Source organism: Sorangium sp. So ce590, from assembly GCF_051521365.1.
Lineage (GTDB): Bacteria > Myxococcota_A > Polyangia > Polyangiales > Polyangiaceae > Sorangium.
The window spans coordinates 1,441,337-1,457,665 of sequence record NZ_CP150346.1 but is presented as its reverse complement, the minus strand read 5'-3'; the positions used below and the strand labels follow the sequence as shown (position 1 = coordinate 1,457,665).

The following is a 16,329-nucleotide window of genomic DNA, read 5'->3' as shown; positions in this document are numbered from 1 at the left end:
GCGATCGGCGCGCCGTCCTCGGCGGTGGCCGCGGCGCGCGCGATCTCTGGGTTCGCCCTGGGTTCGCCCGGCGCGGGCCTGAGGTCCCAGGGCGCGCCGCGCTTGTTGCTCCCACCATCGTGCCGTGAAGGCCAGTCGGTGCGGTGAGGCGTAGGCGACGAGCGGCAGCGAAGCAACCGGAGCGCACGGACGCAGCGGGGGAGCGACGTGGCCGGAAGACCGGCAGAACGCGGCGTTACAGCCCCGACGTCTCGACCAGCGCGAGCACGACGGCCCCGACGCCGTACGAGATGTCGTCGCCGAGCTCGACCTCCGCGTAGTCGTCGAGCCTGCCGACCGTCGTGGGGCCGGAGATCCCGGTGACGACCGGGCGCCCTGACGCGTCCTCCTGGATGCGCGAGCGCACGCCCGCCATGGCGCTGTCGATCGCGGGGCGCACCGCGTCGTCGAGGAAGCCGTGGCGGAGCCCGCGGGCGAGCCCGGCGGCGAAGAGGGCCGTCGCGCTCGTCTCCAGGTAGATCTCGCCGGGGCGGTCCAGGATCGTCCACCACAGGCCGGTCCCCGGGTCCTGCGCGGCGAGGACCGCCGCGACCTGCCGATCGAGCGACGCGGCCACGGACTCGTCGCGCTCGCCCCGCGCCGCGCGCACGCGGAGGTACTCGTAGCCGGCCGCCGTGACCCAGGCGTTGCCGCGCGCCCAGTACACGTCCGGGTCCTGCGGCGTCGCCCAGTTGTACGCGTGCCTGAAGAGCCCCGGCCCGTCCTGGAGGAGCGATGCGAAAATATCGAATTGATTCGAGAATTCGTCGAGCGCCCGCGCGTCGCCGGCGCGGATGAGCACGTTGCCGAACATGAACAGCGAGTCGACCCAGAGCGTGGGCTCGAACAGCGGCGACACGCCGAGGTGGCTGATGCCGCCCTGCTCCGTCCGGCGCGCTTCCTCGTAGAGGTAGCGGAGCACGTCGGTGACGATCTTCTCGTAGGACGCAGCGCACGACTCCGCGTGGAGCGCGAGCGCGGCGGTGGCCGGCGGGCAGCGGTCGCTGGTCGTGATCTCGTAGCCGTACTCGATGTGCCGGTCGATGTAGCGCCGGTAGTAGTCCCGGTACGGGGCGTGCTGCGTGACGCGGTAGAGCTCGACAAGCGAGAGCATGACGGTGCCCTCGCCCCAGTCCCACAGGAGCGACTCCGCCGGGTGCTCGGCGATCCAGCGGTCGGCGACGGCGCGCGCCAGCGCGATGCTCTCGGAGCCGGGGGCGCGCTCGCGCGCGAACGCGTCCTCTGCCGACGGCGAGGTCGGCGTGCACGCCGCGCCCGGATCGCCCGGGTCGCTCGAGCAGCCGGCAGCCGCGGCGGCGCTCGCGGCGGCGGCGACGAGCAGCGCGCGGAGGCGCGGCAGCGTGCGGGGCGTGCGCGACAGGGCGGCCATCGGCACCTCACTCCTCCACGGCGACGCCGGTCGCGTCGGGCGCGGTCACACGCGGGGCTCCGTCGAGGAGCACCCGCGTGCCCCGGGCCATCAGCGCGAACGGCCGCTCGCCCTGGATCCGCAGCACCACGAGCTCCGCGTCGGTCTCGAGGACCTGCCCGCCGGGGAGCGTGAGCTCCTCCGGGGCCCCCGCGCCCCGGAGGATCGCGACGTCGGTCCCGCCGTCGCTCTCGATCTGCCAGGCGACGATGCCGGGCCCCGGCGCGATCGGCGCCGCCCGGAGGGGCGCGTCGGGGCCGCTGTCCGCGCCGACCTTGTAGGGCAGGAGCACCGCCAGGAACCCCGGCGCCTCGGCCTCGACCGTGGCGTCGATGACGGCGTGGTCGGCGGCCTTGCGGTCCTTCTCGAACTCGTGGACGTGGGGCACGGTGAGCGGCGTGTACGGCGGCTCCACGACGGCCAGCCCCGGCGCGGTCGACCGCACGCGCACCTCGACGCCCGCCCGCGCCCGCTCCCAGCGCGCGCCGTCGGGGAGGCGCTCGAAGCTGCCCCCGGAGGTGAGCCCCGCGTAGCCGTGCAGCCGCCACGCGTGCGCGCGCGCCGCCGGGTGCGACGTCGCCAGGCGGTCGCCCACCACGAAGTAGCGGCCGTCGATGAAGGCCACGGACCGCTCGACGTGCGTGTCCTGGTAGTCCTGGTGCGCCTCCGCGTACTCGACGGCGGCGCCGTCGTGGGTGTTCCGGATCCAGGCGTCCGCGTCGCCGAAGTTGTTGAAGACCCCCTTGTCGGGCGCGGATCGGCCCTCGATGAGGATGACGTTGTGCGACGGCGACTGGCTTGTCTTCGCGTTGTCGAGCGAATCGGGCTTGTAGTAGCCGGGGTCGATCAACAGGTACTCTCCGTAGGCGGCGAGCGAGAAGGACGTGCCGTCCACGTGGTCGTGGATCGCCTTGCGCGCCGAGCCGTGCTCCGCGAGGAGCAGGAGCCAGCGCGCCTCCTCGCCCCAGTCCGAGCGGAACACCGCATTGCCCGCGTCGGGCATGAAGCGCGTCAGGAAGGGCGGCTCCTCGGCGGCCGCCGCGTCGTCGAGGTAAACCAGGTGATGGGCGATGAGGTCGCTGCCAAACTCCATATCCTGGGGGCTGTCGCGGTTCTGCTCCCAGTCCCAGCGATACACCCCGCTGCCTCCGAAGGAGGTGAGCAGCGGGCTCCCGTTGAACGGGGTGAAGACGCCGTCGTCGGCCGGGGGGCGGCTGCCCCAGGGCAGGCGCAGCGAGAGCGACCAGTCGACGGACTTCGTGAAGAGCCCGCCGCGCAACGGGAGCTCGAGCGTGGCTTGCTCGCCGTCGACGCAGCCGTGTCCGGCCCACGGGTCCTCGTCGGAGCGGGTGCGGCAGTCGCGCGCGAAGGCCACGGGCCCCTCGAGGGCGTTGTCGAGGGCGATGAAGAACGCCGCGGTGGGTCCCCAGGCGAAGCTGGCATAGTACGGGCCTTCGGAGGCGCCGCCGTCGGGCTGTACGTACTGGCCGTCCGGGCCCCAGAGGTAGGCGAGCTCCGAGATCGACCAGTTCCACCAGGTCGCGGCCGACGGGTGCCCGGGGAACGCGAGCGCCACGTAGCCGATCGCGTCGGCGGTCCGGATCGGGTGGTTGTTCTGCGCGGGGAGCAGCAGGAGATTCCGATAGAAATCGTGCTCGACGTACTTGGCGAAGAGCTGGCCGGTGATCTCGGTGATCTTGCGCTCTGCCTCGGCGGACTCTTCGTCTGGGAGCCACGGTGTGGCGCTCAGGAGGTCCCACGCGTTCGTGTACCCCATCAGGGTCTTCGCCATCCGGATGTTGATATCGAGGACCGAGTTCGTGTCCCAATCGGGCTCGAGCCGGCGCAGGAACTCGCGCGCCTTCCCGGCCGCCGCCTGGTCCTCGAAGACCCAGGCGAGGAGGGCGTTCGCCTGCGCCGTCGAGGCGTTGTCGCCGTTCGTCCTGGGGTCCCAGGACTCCGGGTCCGGGTCCTCCGTGTACGGCCGCTCGGCGCGGCGCTTCAGGGTGGCGAGGATCGAGGCGTAGGGCTCGCGATCGACGCGCGAGCGCAGCAGGTCGCGGTGCTCGGGCCGCGCGAGGAGCCGCGGATGGACGCCGGTGTCCCGCGGCTGGCTCGGCGCGGGGACGTCGGTGCCGCACGCGGCGAGCGCGAGCGCGAGCGTCGCGAGGGCCGCGCGCGCCGCGCGCGTACGACAGAGGGTTCGGATGGACAGAGACACGCCGTGGGACCGTGATTGCATGGCAGGATCGGGCGAGGGCTGGACAGGACAGGAAGGCGCTCGTGCGCGAGCTGCAGCAGCGTATCAGCTCGCGCCGGCCTGGATCGGCTCGACATCTCGCGGGCGTGGGGCCGATCACCACATCACCCGTCATGACGGAATCCGATGTAATCCGATCAGCCTCCGTTGCCATCTGGGCAGACGCGACCCTCACCGGATGACCTCGAGGCGCGCGTCGAGCGAGCTGAGCAGAGCCCGTCGCGGCGCGTCGGCGCGGGCGGCGTCGAGCGCGCCCGCAGGCTCCTGGACGTGAGGGGCGCGACGCGCTCAGGTGGTGCAATCTTGCGCGAGCGTCCGCCTGCTGCGGCAGGACGCGACGCGCGGAGCGGAGCGACCGCGCCGGCAGCGAGGAGTCCTCGTCGTCGCGGGCTCTCCGCTGGGCGGCCTCCCGCTTGCATTGCCCCGGCCGCGCTGAGAAAAATCGAGGAGGTTTGGAATGGCGAACGAGCAGAAGCAGAGGATGGGCGCGCAGGGACAGCAGGGCTCCGGGCTACAGGAAGGCCGCAGCGAGAGCAGTGTTGTCCCTGACAAGGACTACAACCTGGTCAGCGTGCTCTACCATGCTCTCCAGGGCGCGGAGACCTGTTCAGAGTACGTTCAGGACGCGCAGAAGCAGGGAGATCAGGAGCTCGCCTCGTTCATCAGCGAGGTGCGGCAGGAGCACCTGCGGCTCGCGGAGCGCGCGAAGCAGCTCCTCGGGCAGCGGCTGAGCGGCGGCGCGCGCGCGGGCCAGGGAGGAGCGCGCGGCAGCGCCTGACGCGATCCGCGGGTCGAATCGACAAGGCGCCAAGAACGCCAGGGGAGCACGGTCTTGCTCTGGTGTGCTTGGCGCCTTGCTTTGTGTCCAAAGCGTGAGGGGGAGCCCTGAGAGCGCATGATCCTCATGTCGCAGCGCGACGGGCGCGGCTCGCGCGTGGGGGGCGGACGCCACGCGGGACAGCCTTCATGATATGCGCCTTCGTCATGCCCCTCCCCAAGCACCCCCGCGCCGTCATCACCGGCGCCGCCTCGGGCCTCGGCCGCGCGCTGGCCCTCGAGCTCGCGGGCCGTCGGGCGAAGCTGCTCCTCGCCGACCTCAACGAGGAAGGCACCCGGGAAACGGCGCGCCTCGTCGCCGGCGCCGGCGGCGAGGCGCACGCGGTGCGCTGCGACGTGAGCCGCAGCGAGGACGTCGCGGCGCTCGTGGGCGAGGCCGATCGCGCGCTCGGCGGCGTCGATCTCGTGGTGAACAACGCGGGCGTCTGCGCCGGCGGGCAGGTCGGCGAGATCCCGCTCGCGGACTGGGCGTGGGTCATGGGCGTCAATCTCTGGGGCGTCATCCACGGTTGCCACGCGTTCGCGCCGCGCTTCAAGGAGCAGCGGAGCGGGCACTTCCTGAACGTCGCGTCCGCCGCCGGCTTCATCTCCGTGCCGGGCATCGCACCCTACTGCGTGACAAAGGCCGGCGTCGTCGCCCTGTCGGAGACGCTGAGGCTCGAGCTCGCCCCCCACGGCGTCGGGGTCACCGTCCTGTGCCCGACCTTCTTCAGGACGCAGATCGCCTCGAGCGGGCGCGGCCTCGACGGGCCCATGAAGGCGACCGCCGAGAAGCTCATGGGGCGCGAGGGGCTCCAGGCCGACTACGTGGCGCGGCGCGCGGTCGAAGCGGTCGACGCCGGCCGCCTCTACGCCGTGCCTCACCGCGATGGCCGCTGGGTCTGGCGGCTGAAGCGCGCCCTCCCCGAGCTGCTCCAGGACGTGGTGATGCGCCAGGTGATGCGCAGGGCGCTCTGATCGAGTCGAGCGCGCCGCGCCGTTCGGACGTTCGGCGCCGGGAGGACGAGGGCGCCTCCGAGGTGGGCAGGGACGTCGTGATTGCGCGCAAGTAAGCCAATTCGTTCGAAAATACGCCGCGCAAAAGGCGCTGCGGGCGGCCCGATGGTGAGGCAGGATGAGGGCCGACCGATGCAGCCCAACGTCCACGACGCGCTGTTCAAGACCGCCTTTTCCAACGTGGAGCACGCGGCGGGTGAGCTGCGGGAGGTGCTGCCGCCCGCCCTGGCCGCGCGGATCGACTGGAACTCGTTGAAGCTCGCGCCGGGGAGCTTCGTGGATGAAGCGTTGAAGGAGCGGCAGAGCGACCTGCTCTTCTCGGCCTCGCTGGGCGAGGCCAGCGCGCTTCTCTATCTCCTGTTCGAGCACCAGAGCACGGTGGAAGCGCTGATGGCGTTCCGGCTGCTGCGCTACATGGTCCGCATCTGGGAGCAGCACCTGGCCGCCCACCCTGCCGCGAGGCGATTGCCGGCGATCGTGCCCGTGGTGTTGCACCACAGTGAAACCGGGTGGACGGCGAAGACGGCGTTCGAGGATCTGCTCGATCTCGACGACGCGGCTCGGACTGCCGCGGGCGAGCATGTGCTGCGGCTACGGTTCGTGCTGGACGACATCAGCCTCGTGGAGGACGACGCGCTGCGGGCGCGCGCGATGAGCGCGTTCGCACGGCTCGCGCTCTGGTGCCTGCGGCATGCGCGAGAGCCGGAGCTGCTGCTCGAGCAGCTGCGTCGATGGCTGGACCTCGTACGGGAGACGCGGAGAGCGCCGAACGGGGCGGAGGCGCTTCGTGCGCTCTGGCGCTATATTCTGGCGACGAACGAGCGCGATGAGCCGGCGGAGGTCCTGCAGCGGCTCCTGGCTGCGGTGGGAGACGAAGGAAAGGAGGAGGTCGTGTCGGTGGCCGACAAGCTGGTGGAGCACGGGCGGCGCGAAGGGCTGCAAGAGGGGCGGCGCGAAGGGCTGCAAGCGGGGCGGCGCGAGGGGCTGCAAGCGGGGCGGCGCGAAGGGCTGCAAGCGGGGCGGCGCGAAGGGCTGCAGCACACGCTGCTCAAGCTGCTCGGCGCGCGGTTCGGCGCGCTGCCGGAGGACATCGTCGCACGCGTGAACAGCGCCGACATCCCGCAGCTGGATCGGTGGTTCGACCGCGTGCTGACCGCTACGACCCTGGCAGACGCGCTGGGCGACCGCTGAGCCACGGCGAAGTCCGCGCCGGCCGCCGGGGCCGGGCGGGCCAGCGCCCCCGAACGACGGCCGTTCTGCCTGGAACGCCGGGTACACCCCGGGACCGCCCAGCTTGTGGCGCCGCCAGCTGACCCGTTGTAAACGCGGGGCGTGACCCAGGTGCGCTCGATCTTCGCCCCAGGACTCTTCGGAAACCAGGTAGCGATCGTCACCGGTGGGGGCAGCGGGATCGGCCTCGCGTGCGCGCGCGAGCTCGCTCACCTCGGCGCGAAGGTCGCGATCTGCGGCCGCAAGCGCGACAAGCTCGACGCAGCGGCGAAGACGCTCGAAGGCGACGGCGTCCCCGGCGACGGCGTGCTCGCCGCGCCGTGCGATATCCGCGAGCCGGAGCAGATCGCCGCCTTCGTCGGCCAGGTCCTGGAGCGCTTCGGCCGCGTCGACGTCCTCGTGAACAACGCCGGAGGCCAGTTCCCGAGCCCGGCCATCGACATGACCCCGAAGGGCTGGGAGGCGGTCGTCCGCAACAACCTGAACGGCACCTTCTTCATGACCCGCGAGGTCGCCAGGCGGGCGATGATCCCGGCCCAGCGCGGCCGCGTCGTGAACGTCACCGCGTCGGTGAGCCGCGGCTTCCCGGGCATGGCCCACACCGGCGCCGCGCGCGCCGGCGTCGAGAACCTGACGCGCTCGCTCGCCGTCGAGTGGGCGGCGCTCGGCATCCGCGTCAACGCCGTCGCCCCCGGCAGCAACATCCGGTCGAGCGGCACGTCGCAGTACGGCGACGAGCTCCTCGAGCTCGCGCGGCGCGCCACCCCGCTCAAGCGCCTCGCCGCCCCGGAGGAGGTCTCGCGGCTCATCGTCTTCCTCGCGACCGACCAGAACGACTTCATCACCGGCGCGGTCTACGGCATCGACGGCGGCCAGCCGCTCTGGGGCGACATCTGGTCCATCCCCGAGCCGGAGGGCGCGCCCGGCGCTCCGCCGGACGGCAAGGGCTGAAGGGGCGCGGCGTGACCTACCCGCCCCCGTACGCCGCCGGCGAGCAGGCCGCGCCGGAGCCCACCTCCGGCGCGCTCGCCGACGCGCTGGCGCCGCCGTTCGGGCCGCCGCCGTCGTCCGCGCCGCCGTCGTCCGCGCAGCCGCCGGCCGAGCCGACCACCTTCCTCGGGCGGGTCGCCCGGCGGGTGCGCGACTACTTCCTCGCGCTCGACCCGACCTTCCTGTCGGCGGTCGCGCCGCTCGCGGTGATCGCCGTCATCCTCTTCACGCGCGCTCCGTCGACGAACTACATCTTCGACGAGCAGGAGGCGCTCCTCGCCAACCCGTATGTGAACGCGAAGGGCGGGCTCCGCTTCATCGACGCGATCCACCGCGATTTCTGGGGGCTGCCGCCCGACCGGAGCGTCGGCTCCTACCGCCCGCTGCCGAACCTCCTCTGGCGCACCGTCTGGGCCGTCACGAAGCAGCCGTTCTTCCATCACTTCTACAACGTCCTCTTCCACGCAGCGAACGGCGCGCTGCTCACGTGCGTCACGTTCTGGCTCACGCGCAAGCGCGGGCTCGCCTACCTCACCGGGCTCATCTTCGTCGGCTGCGCGGTGCTCACCGAGGCGGTCAGCGGCATCGTGGGCATCGCCGACGTGCTCGGGGGCCTGGGCGCGATCGCCGCCCTCGCCGCCCTGACGCTGCCCGCGTGGGCGATGCCGTTCGGCGTGTTCGCGGCGGTGCTCCTCGGCCTCTTCTCCAAGGAGAGCGCGCTCGTCTGCGTGCCGCTGATCCCGTTCGCCGCGCTGATCGCGGCGCCCCTCACGCACCCCACGCGGCCGGCGCGGCTCGTCCGGTCGCTGCTCGCGCTGCTCGCCGCGGGCGCGGCGTTCGTGCTGTACGTCGAGCTCCGGCGGCGCTGGTTCCCGTCGCCCCTGCCGGCCGAGCTCACGACGCCGCTCGCGGAAGGCACGCCGCTCGTGGAGCGCGCGCTGCACGAGCTGCTCGTCTGGTTCCACCAGGCGCCCCTGCCGCGCGATCCGCTCAACAACCCGCTCAGCACCGCGGACGCCCCGCACCGGATCGCCGGCGCCCTGCGCGTCTACTGGCGCGGCCTCACCCAGCTCGTGTTCCCGTGGACGCTCAGCGGCGACTACTCGTACCCGCAGGAGCCGACGCCCGACCGGCTGGTCTTCTTCGGCAGCGTCGCCGGCGCCGCGATGATGGCGCTGCCCCCGCTCGGCTCGCTCGCGCTCTGGATCGCGGCCCTCCGCCGCGAGCACCTCGAGCGGCGCGAGCGGCGCTCGGTGCGCGCCGCCTTCCTCGTCGACGGCGGCCAGGCGACGTCGCGGCGGTGGTCGCTGCTCCTCGCGGGGGCGCTGCTCGCGATCGGGGCGGCGGCGCTCGCCGTGTACGACTGGCAGGTGCTCCGCCCGGCGGGGCGCGTCCCGCTGCTCCGGGCGCTGCCGCTCGTGCTCTGGCCGCTGCCGTTCCTTCCCGCGCTGCTCCTCGGGCTCGGGCTGCTCGTCGAGGGCACGCGCCCCCTGCCCTGCCCCGCGACCGCGGACCGGAGCGTCTGGGTGCCGCTGCGCCGCGGCTACGCGGGGCTGTGCCTCGTGGCGATCGGGCTGACCTGGATCGTGGTCAGCTACTTCCCGCACTCGAACATCCCGGTCGTCCTGCCGACGGTGCGCGCGGAGCGCTTCTGGTACTTCCCGGCCATCGGCTCGTCGCTGGTCCTCGCCGTCGCGTTCTCGTGGCTCCACGAGGCCCTCGCGGGCTCGACGCTCGCGCCGCGCGCCCGCTGGTCGTGGCGGGCGTGGGTGACGCCGGCGCTGTTCGTGCTCTTCTTCGGCTTCCAGTGCGCGCAGGCCTACCGGCACGCGATGGACTACCGCAACGACCTCGACTTCTGGGCGGCGACAAAGGAGGCCGTCCCGAACAGCGCCAAGGCGCACCTCAACTACTCGGTCATGAAGGGCGCCCGCAGCGACCTGCCGGCCCGGCTCGCCGAGAGCAAGATCGCGGTGGAGCTCGCCCCGAGCTGGCCGATGGCCCACGTGTACACGGGCGACACGCTCTGCCGCATGCACCGCCCCGACGAGGCCTTCCCGCACTACCGGCGCGGCATGGAGCTCGGCCCGAACGAGCTGAGCCTGATCGCGCTCGCGCTGCAGTGCCTGCACGACGAGCAGCGGCTCACGGCGTACGAGGCGGAGCTCCGGCAGCTCGCCGAGGAGCACCCCGGGACGTGGCTCGCGTACCTCGCGATCGACACGCTCGACAACGGCGCGAAGCACGGCGGCGTCGACCCGAAGTACCGGCCGCGCGGCTACAACGAGGGGCCGAAGGAGTGACCGAGGCCTGGCACGTGTACATCCTGCGCTGCGGCGACGGGTCGCTCTACACGGGCATCGCCCGCGACGTGGAGGCGCGCTTCGCGCAGCACGCGGCGGGGCGCGGGGCGCGGTACACGCGCGGCCGGGGGCCGCTCGCGGTGGTCCACGTGGAGACGGCGGCCGGCAAGGGCGAGGCGCTGCGGCGGGAAGCGGCGATCCGGCGGATGGGGCGCGCGGGGAAGGAGGCGCTCGCGGCGGGGAGGACAGGGGCGCCGGGGATGGCGCTCGCGGCGGGCCGCGCCGCGCAGGGTAGCGCGTCGACGTCGTGAGAGGGGTCGCCGAGCCGCCCGGCCCCCGGGGAGGGAGCTCGTCTTTACCCGAGCCTTTCCCACGACGCCCAGGACCCGGCGGCCACTGCCGATGCCGAGCAGGCTGCGGCCGATGACGTAGGCGTCGTTCTCTCGCTCCGCGCATCTTCGTGGCCGAGCCGCGTCGAAGCGCTGTTCTCCGGGCCGAGGTATCATCGTGAATGAGGAGATACGGTGAGGAAGTCGACCTCGAGCGCGAAGACCGAGAGCCTCCAACAGAGCGAGCTCTCCGGCGGTGACCTGGACGCCGACGCCTATCTCCTGGTGATCGACGGATCCTCGTCGCGGCGGTGCCCGCTGCCGAGGGAGGGGGTGCTGTTCGTCGGGCGCTCCTCCGACGCGGCGATCTGCGTCACCGCCGCGGCGGCGTCCCGGCGGCACGCGAAGTTCCTCGTCACGGGCGGCGAGGTGCAGGTCATCGACCTGAAGAGCCACAATGGAACGCTCGTCAACGGCGAGCGCCTGGAGGGATCGCGCCTCCTCTCGTCCGGCGACGTCGTCACGATCGGCGACGCCGTGCTGATCCTCCGGCGCGAGCCCCGGGCGCCGGACCGCGCCCTCGTCGATGCGGGCCGCTGGCGCCGGCGCCTCGAGGAAGAGATCGAGCGCGCGGGCGATTACGGCAGGCCGCTCGCGGTGGCCGTCGTGTCGACCGGCGGCGTCCGGGACAAGGCGGTCGCGGGGGCCGCGGCGGCGGCGGCGCTGCGGCTCATCGACGTCCTCGCCTGGGACGGCGGCGCGCAGCTCGTCGTCCTGATGCCCGAGCTCGGGGCCGAGGCGGCGCGCGCGGCGACGCTCGAGCTGCTGGAGGTGCTCGCGCCGCTCGCGCCCGGGACCCGGGGCGGGGTCGCTGCGTACCCGGCCGACGGCGGCGATGCCGAGACGCTCGTCTCCGGCGCCGCCGCCGCGGCCTCGATCGCGGGGCCGGGTACGGTGGCCGTCGCCGCGGACACCGCCGTCCGGCACCGCGTCGGCGAGCTCGAGGTCGTGCTCGCGGATCCGGCGATGATCCGCGTATTCGAGCTCGTCCGCCGGCTCGCCGCGAGCGAGCTCTCGGTGCTCGTCCTGGGCGAGACCGGGACCGGCAAGGAGAACGCCGCGGCGGCGCTGCACCAGTGGTCGGCGCGGGCGAGCAAGCCGCTGATCCCCCTCAACTGTGCGGCCCTCCCGGAGACGCTCGTCGAGAGCGAGCTGTTCGGGTACGAGCGGGGCGCGTTCTCGGACGCGCGGGCGCCGAAGCCGGGCCTGCTCGAGCGCGCGCACGGCGGCACGGTGTTCCTCGACGAGATCGGCGAGCTGCCGCTCGGCGCGCAGGCCAAGCTGCTGCGCGCGCTCGAGGCGAAGCGGATCACGCGCCTCGGCGACGTGCGCGAGCGCGAGGTCGACTTCCGCATCGTGGCGGCGACGAACCGCAACCTCGAGGCCGAGAGCCGCGCGGGCCGCTTCCGGGAGGACCTGCTCTTCCGGCTGAGCACGGCGGTGGTCGAGCTGCCGCCGCTCCGGCACCGGCCGCGCGAGGTGCCGATCCTGGCGCGCCTCTTCCTGGCCGAGGCGCGCGCCCGGGGCGGCAAGGCGCCGGTCGAGCTCTCGGAGGCCGCGCAGTCGACCCTCGCCGCTTATGCGTTCCCTGGCAACGTGCGCGAGCTGAAGAATGCGATGGAGTTCGCGGCGGCGACGGCGGAGAGCGAGGTCGTCGAGCTGTGGAATCTGCCGGACCGCATCGTGGGGCGAGGGGCCGCGGCGCCGGCCGGTGGGGGCGCGGCGGCGGGCGGGGGCGCGGCGGCGGACGGGGGCGCGGCGGCCGGTGGGGGCACGCCCTCCTCGCCGCCGGGGGCGCCGCCGCGATTCCGGCCGATCGCCGAGGAGCTGAAGGAGCTGGAGCGCCGGCGGATGCAGGAGGCGCTCGAGGCGACGGGCGGGGTGCAGACGCGCGCAGCGGAGCTCATCGGGATGCCGACGCGCACGTTCGTGTTCAAGCTGAAGCAGTACGGCCTCGCGGCGCGGCCGGCGAAGCGTCCGTCCTGAGAGCGCCGGTCACCCAGCGCGCCTCGCCGGCATCCGGTCCACTCATCGAGCGCTCGGCCGGCCGGACAGGGCTTCTTCCTCGTCCAGGGAGCCGGCGACGACCTCGTGGGCGCCGATGTCGTGGGCGCTCTCCTGAGGGCGTGGGGTGCCGAAGAAGTCCCCCTGGACATCGACGAGCAGCGTCCCCCGGTTCCTGTCGGGTGAATCGCCCAGCAGCCGGAAGCCGGCGGGATCGATGCCGTTCTCGTTGACGAGCAGCGGATCTCCGACCACGTCGCTCGCGCTCTGCCCAGAACCTCCCGGCGAGGAGCTCCCGTTGCCGCCGAACCAGTTGTTGCTGGCGAAGTCGATCCTGACGGTGTGACTGAACCTCGTCAGCGGCCTGTCGCTGCTCAGCTGGTAGAAGATGTTGTTGACGACCTGGGCTCGCCCGCCCTCGGCGGAGGGCGCGGGGCCCCGGATGCCGAACAGCTCCGCGTCTCCCGAGCCAACCACCGTGTTGTTCTCGATCCTGGTTCGACCCATATCGCTCGGCCCCGTGCCGCCCCACGCGCTCAGCTGGAGGACTGTGCGGCGGGGGATGGATGAGGGGCCGGGACCGACGACGATGTTGTTCCGGACGCGGTTGTTGTCCAGCAGGACGTCGCCCGGGTCCTCGTTCGCGAGCGCGATCCCCACCGCCGCGGCAGGGATCCGCAGGTCCCCGGCCCACGAGCAAGCCGTGTCGCCGGCGGGTCGATCGGGGCAGCTCACGCCGTCCGGGCAGTAGGGCCGGTGGAACGCCGGCTTGCTCAGCGAGTAGATGAAGTTGCGCTCGATCGTGGAGTCGGCGAGGTTGTTCAGGTAGAGATCGACGCTGTAGTTGTCGTGGAGCACGTTGTCGGCGACGTGGTGGTTCGTCCCGTAGGCGCCGATCCCCTCCCCGAAGTTCTCGTAGATGGTGTTGCCCACGACCACGTCGTCGCCCCGCGTCAGGTTCACCGCCGACGGCCACCCGCCCTCGTGACAGAACAGGCGCTTGTCTGCGTTGATCTTCACGTTGTCGTAGACGACGTTGTTCTCGAACCGCATATGGGTCGACTCGTGACCGGGATAGACGGCGCCCTTGAACGAGCCGTGGATCGTGTTCCCTGCGATACGGATATGCCGGCCGCTGCTCGACCCGTCCCACTTCCAGAGGCTGATCGCGACGCCTTTCGCGTCGCGCATCTCGAATCCGAGGATGTCGTAATACGCTCCTCGGATCTGCAGGATGTTCTCGTTGCTGCCTCCTCCCAGGCTGCCGTCGAGCACGACCGATTCGCCGGGATAGGGCTGGAAGACGATGTGCTCTTCCTCGGTGCCGAGGTGGTCGAGCTTCACCGGGCTCGTGCTGTCCGTGGTATAGGTGCCGCCGCGGACATAGACCGTGTCGCCGGCCTGCGCCATCTGCCCCGCTTTCACGAGCGTCTTGAAGGGCCTGGCCAGCGTGCCTGGGTTCGTGTCGAGCCCGGTGGTCGCGACATGGTAGATGTCCCTGGTGAGCGCCTTGACCTGCGCGGCGGTCAGCGCGACATCGTAGAGGCGCACCTCGTCGATCGTCCCTGCGTACGCGTTCCAGGAGGGGTGATTGCCGATGACGATGGGCCGCGTGGAGTCCTGCAGCGCGCGGGGCTCTGCCGAGACGGCGGTCGACGCGACGAGGGCGCCGTTCACGTAGAGCGAGACGCGCGTCCCGTCGTAGACCCCCGCGACATGCGACCACACGCCCGGGCTCGCCGGGGCGGCGACGGTGACCGTGGTCCCCCAGCCATTGCCGGGGAGAGCGATGCTGAACCCGAACTGACCGTCCTGCAGGAACAGCGCGTACGAATCCATCGAATACCACTTGTTCACGATGGTCCGGAGTCCCGAGGAGCTCGACGGTTTCACCCACGCTGCAGCGGTCATCTGCGTCGTGAAGTGGAAGGCTGGGCGGTCCGGGATCTCGATGCGATCGTCGGCGCCGTCGAAGGCGGCGGCCCGATCGACGCGGCCTGCACCGCACCCCACCCCGTTGTGCCTCACGCCGTGGGCGCCGTTGCCCGAATCGTCGATCACGGTCGTGCTCGAGCAATCCTCATCCAGGTGCCACAGCGCGACCGGCGACGGCGGAGAGGCCATGAGACGCGCCGATTCAGCGGCGACCGGCTCGGCCTGGAGCGGCTCGGCCGTGTCCGCGCAGCCCACCGCGAACGTCGCCGCGAGGGCCACCGTGGCCCGGCGCAGGCGCGATCGCCCCGTCCGCTGTGCGGGGGCCGAGAGGACGCCCGCGGCGTCCGGCTGGGCCGCGCGCGGCGCGTCCCCGATATTCCTTGTCATCGAAGAGCCACGTTGAAGTTGCATTGCGCTGTCTCGCTGTGAAATGTTGAGCTGCAAGCCGCCACCCCTCGCCATCCTCGCCACCCCTCGCCACCCTCGCCCTCGTCGCCGCCCTCGCCACCCTCGCCATCCATTTGGCAACTCGCGGGCCAGGTCGCGGCGCCGGGGCAGCGCGCGGGCGCAGCGCCGATCACGCAATCGTTGCTCACCGCGCCGCAGCGCGAACGCAAGTCTTGCTCACCTCGGCCAGCGTTGCTCGGCGCCGGCGCGCTCCGCTCGTTGCCCGGCGCGCAGCATGACACAAGGCTTGCGCTCGGCGCTGCGCAGCACGATGAGCGGTGTGCTGCTCACCTATCCGGCCTGGCACAGTCGGAAGAGGCCGGCCTCGCGGAAATCGGCAGCAGCTCCGCGTTCTCGCTGGTGAGCCTGATGCACGGTCCGTGAGCGTTCACCGCCCGGACTACGTGTGAGCCGGGGGGGGCGGTCAGACTAGGGGCACGACGGCGCGCACGAGTTCCAGTAATCCCAGGGATAGATGGTGCCCTGGCACCAGCACGACGCTCCGTCCCAGGCCACTTTCCCCGCTTTCTTCACGACTCCCCCGAACAAGCAATCTCCACCGCAGATGGTGCATGTCGCCGGACAGGGGCCGGCCGAGGCGCTCGCCCCGATGGCCGCCTCTTCGAGAGGAAGCGCCTTTCGGACGCGCTGCGTTCCGTCGCTGTGGATCTCCTCGACGATCAAGCGCGCGTCGTCGCACGAACGCTCTGCCTCGGCCTGAATCGCGTAATCAATCAACTCTGCTTCTGTCAGACCGCTCTCCTCCAGGGCGATATCGAGCTGCTCCTTTGCGCCGGCCTTTTGAGGTGCGACCATCGCGGAGCTCTCCTCCGCAGCGCTGGAGTCGGCGGGGCCTTCCCCGGCGCGATCCACGGCGCATGCGGCGACGACGAGTCCGAGCCCGCCGAGCGTCATGATCCTTGTGAACATCGAAATTCTTTTCATGGTTCTCCACTCAACGTCGTTCCCGAGTCGTTCCCGCTCATGTCGAGACTCGGTGGGTCGACGGCCGCCTTGCAGGGCTCGTGCCATGCTGTTCAACAGGCGCGCTTCCGACCGAAAGCGCTTGTCCTCGACCGGGCCGCGAGCGTGAATGCGCCCGTGGCCGAGCAGCTCTTGCCGACTCGGCAAAGCTTGCTTTCGTGCTCGCGGCCCAAGTACGCAAAATTTGCCTACTTCGTCGCCGGGAGGGCTTGACGCCGCGAAGAGGCGACGTGGCACTCCGGCTGCACTGGACGCCCGGACGTCCTCTATCCCGGTGGACCCCTACGACCGATCAGGAGGCCGCAGGTCGGCCGGCGGGCAGGCGCGGAGACATGCCCGCTCAGCAGGATGTCGAACCGGGGCCTGGTCGGCGCGTGATCGCCGGGCGTGTGCAGGCTCGATCCGGGGGCGTCGCCCCGGGGGACGCCTGCGTGGAGCGGCTCCTGCTGCGAGGCGAGGACCGACGTTTGCCCGTGCACCTGGGCA

12 protein-coding genes are annotated in these 16,329 nt (G+C 72.0%); 7 read left to right on the top strand and 5 right to left on the bottom strand.

Annotation, left to right across the window (positions count from 1 at the left end; all coding sequences use genetic code 11):
* Positions 1-235 precede the first annotated feature (235 nt).
* Both WMF28_RS05335 and WMF28_RS05330 read right to left on the bottom strand, forming a co-directional pair.
* Positions 236-1,429: a glycoside hydrolase family 88 protein gene (locus WMF28_RS05335; protein WP_437600975.1), complete on the bottom strand. Its 1,194-nt coding sequence runs from the start codon at positions 1,427-1,429 to the stop codon at positions 236-238.
* A 7-nt stretch (positions 1,430-1,436) separates the two neighbouring features.
* Entirely contained in the window at positions 1,437-3,710 is a 2,274-nt protein-coding gene (locus WMF28_RS05330) for a heparinase II/III domain-containing protein (RefSeq protein WP_437600974.1), read from the bottom strand.
* Positions 3,711-4,185: 475 nt separating this feature from the next.
* Here WMF28_RS05330 and WMF28_RS05325 point away from each other — a divergent pair, with 475 nt between their 5' ends.
* The 7 genes from WMF28_RS05325 to WMF28_RS05295 all read left to right on the top strand — a co-directional run bounded on the left by WMF28_RS05325 (position 4,186) and on the right by WMF28_RS05295 (position 12,459).
* Positions 4,186-4,506, top strand: coding sequence for a hypothetical protein (locus WMF28_RS05325; RefSeq protein ID WP_437600972.1), 321 nt, complete (start codon positions 4,186-4,188; stop codon positions 4,504-4,506).
* Positions 4,507-4,712: 206 nt separating this feature from the next.
* A complete protein-coding gene (locus WMF28_RS05320; protein WP_437600971.1) occupies positions 4,713-5,522 on the top strand; it encodes an SDR family NAD(P)-dependent oxidoreductase in 810 nt (269 codons plus the stop codon).
* 81 nt (positions 5,523-5,603) lie between these two features.
* Complete coding sequence (locus WMF28_RS05315; RefSeq protein WP_437600969.1) at positions 5,604-6,752, top strand: Rpn family recombination-promoting nuclease/putative transposase; 1,149 nt, start codon at positions 5,604-5,606, stop codon at positions 6,750-6,752.
* A gap of 141 nt (positions 6,753-6,893) precedes the next feature.
* Positions 6,894-7,742 (top strand): SDR family oxidoreductase, encoded by an 849-nt coding sequence (locus WMF28_RS05310; protein WP_437600968.1) that lies wholly within the window; start codon positions 6,894-6,896, stop codon positions 7,740-7,742.
* 11 nt (positions 7,743-7,753) lie between these two features.
* Positions 7,754-10,084 (top strand): tetratricopeptide repeat protein, encoded by a 2,331-nt coding sequence (locus WMF28_RS05305; protein ID WP_437600967.1) that lies wholly within the window; start codon positions 7,754-7,756, stop codon positions 10,082-10,084.
* Positions 10,081-10,395, top strand: a complete 315-nt coding sequence (locus tag WMF28_RS05300; protein WP_437600966.1) for a GIY-YIG nuclease family protein — start codon at positions 10,081-10,083, stop codon at positions 10,393-10,395. The genes WMF28_RS05305 and WMF28_RS05300 overlap by 4 nt, the downstream gene beginning before the upstream one ends.
* 213 nt (positions 10,396-10,608) lie before the next feature.
* A complete protein-coding gene (locus WMF28_RS05295) occupies positions 10,609-12,459 on the top strand; it encodes a sigma 54-interacting transcriptional regulator (protein ID WP_437600965.1) in 1,851 nt (616 codons plus the stop codon).
* A 42-nt stretch (positions 12,460-12,501) separates the two neighbouring features.
* On the opposite strand, the gene WMF28_RS05290 is transcribed toward WMF28_RS05295, so the two are convergent.
* From WMF28_RS05290 to WMF28_RS05280, 3 genes are all read right to left on the bottom strand, one after another.
* Positions 12,502-14,799, bottom strand: a complete 2,298-nt coding sequence (locus tag WMF28_RS05290; RefSeq protein WP_437600964.1) for a LamG-like jellyroll fold domain-containing protein — start codon at positions 14,797-14,799, stop codon at positions 12,502-12,504.
* 489 nt (positions 14,800-15,288) lie between these two features.
* Positions 15,289-15,774, bottom strand: a complete 486-nt coding sequence (locus WMF28_RS05285; RefSeq protein WP_437600962.1) for a hypothetical protein — start codon at positions 15,772-15,774, stop codon at positions 15,289-15,291.
* Between the two features lie 335 nt (positions 15,775-16,109).
* Entirely contained in the window at positions 16,110-16,322 is a 213-nt protein-coding gene (locus WMF28_RS05280; protein WP_437600961.1) for a DUF2169 domain-containing protein, read from the bottom strand.
* Positions 16,323-16,329: the final 7 nt, after the last annotated feature.

Coding starts and splice junctions, on each gene's coding strand:
- WMF28_RS05290 (WP_437600964.1), bottom strand. CDS start 14,799: ATGACAAGGAATATCGGGGACGCGCCGCGCGCGGCCCAGCCGGACGCC.
- WMF28_RS05335 (WP_437600975.1), bottom strand. CDS start 1,429: ATGGCCGCCCTGTCGCGCACGCCCCGCACGCTGCCGCGCCTCCGCGCG.
- WMF28_RS05285 (WP_437600962.1), bottom strand. CDS start 15,774: ATGACGCTCGGCGGGCTCGGACTCGTCGTCGCCGCATGCGCCGTGGAT.
- WMF28_RS05325 (WP_437600972.1), top strand. CDS start 4,186: ATGGCGAACGAGCAGAAGCAGAGGATGGGCGCGCAGGGACAGCAGGGC.
- WMF28_RS05330 (WP_437600974.1), bottom strand. CDS start 3,710: ATGCAATCACGGTCCCACGGCGTGTCTCTGTCCATCCGAACCCTCTGT.
- WMF28_RS05320 (WP_437600971.1), top strand. CDS start 4,713: ATGCCCCTCCCCAAGCACCCCCGCGCCGTCATCACCGGCGCCGCCTCG.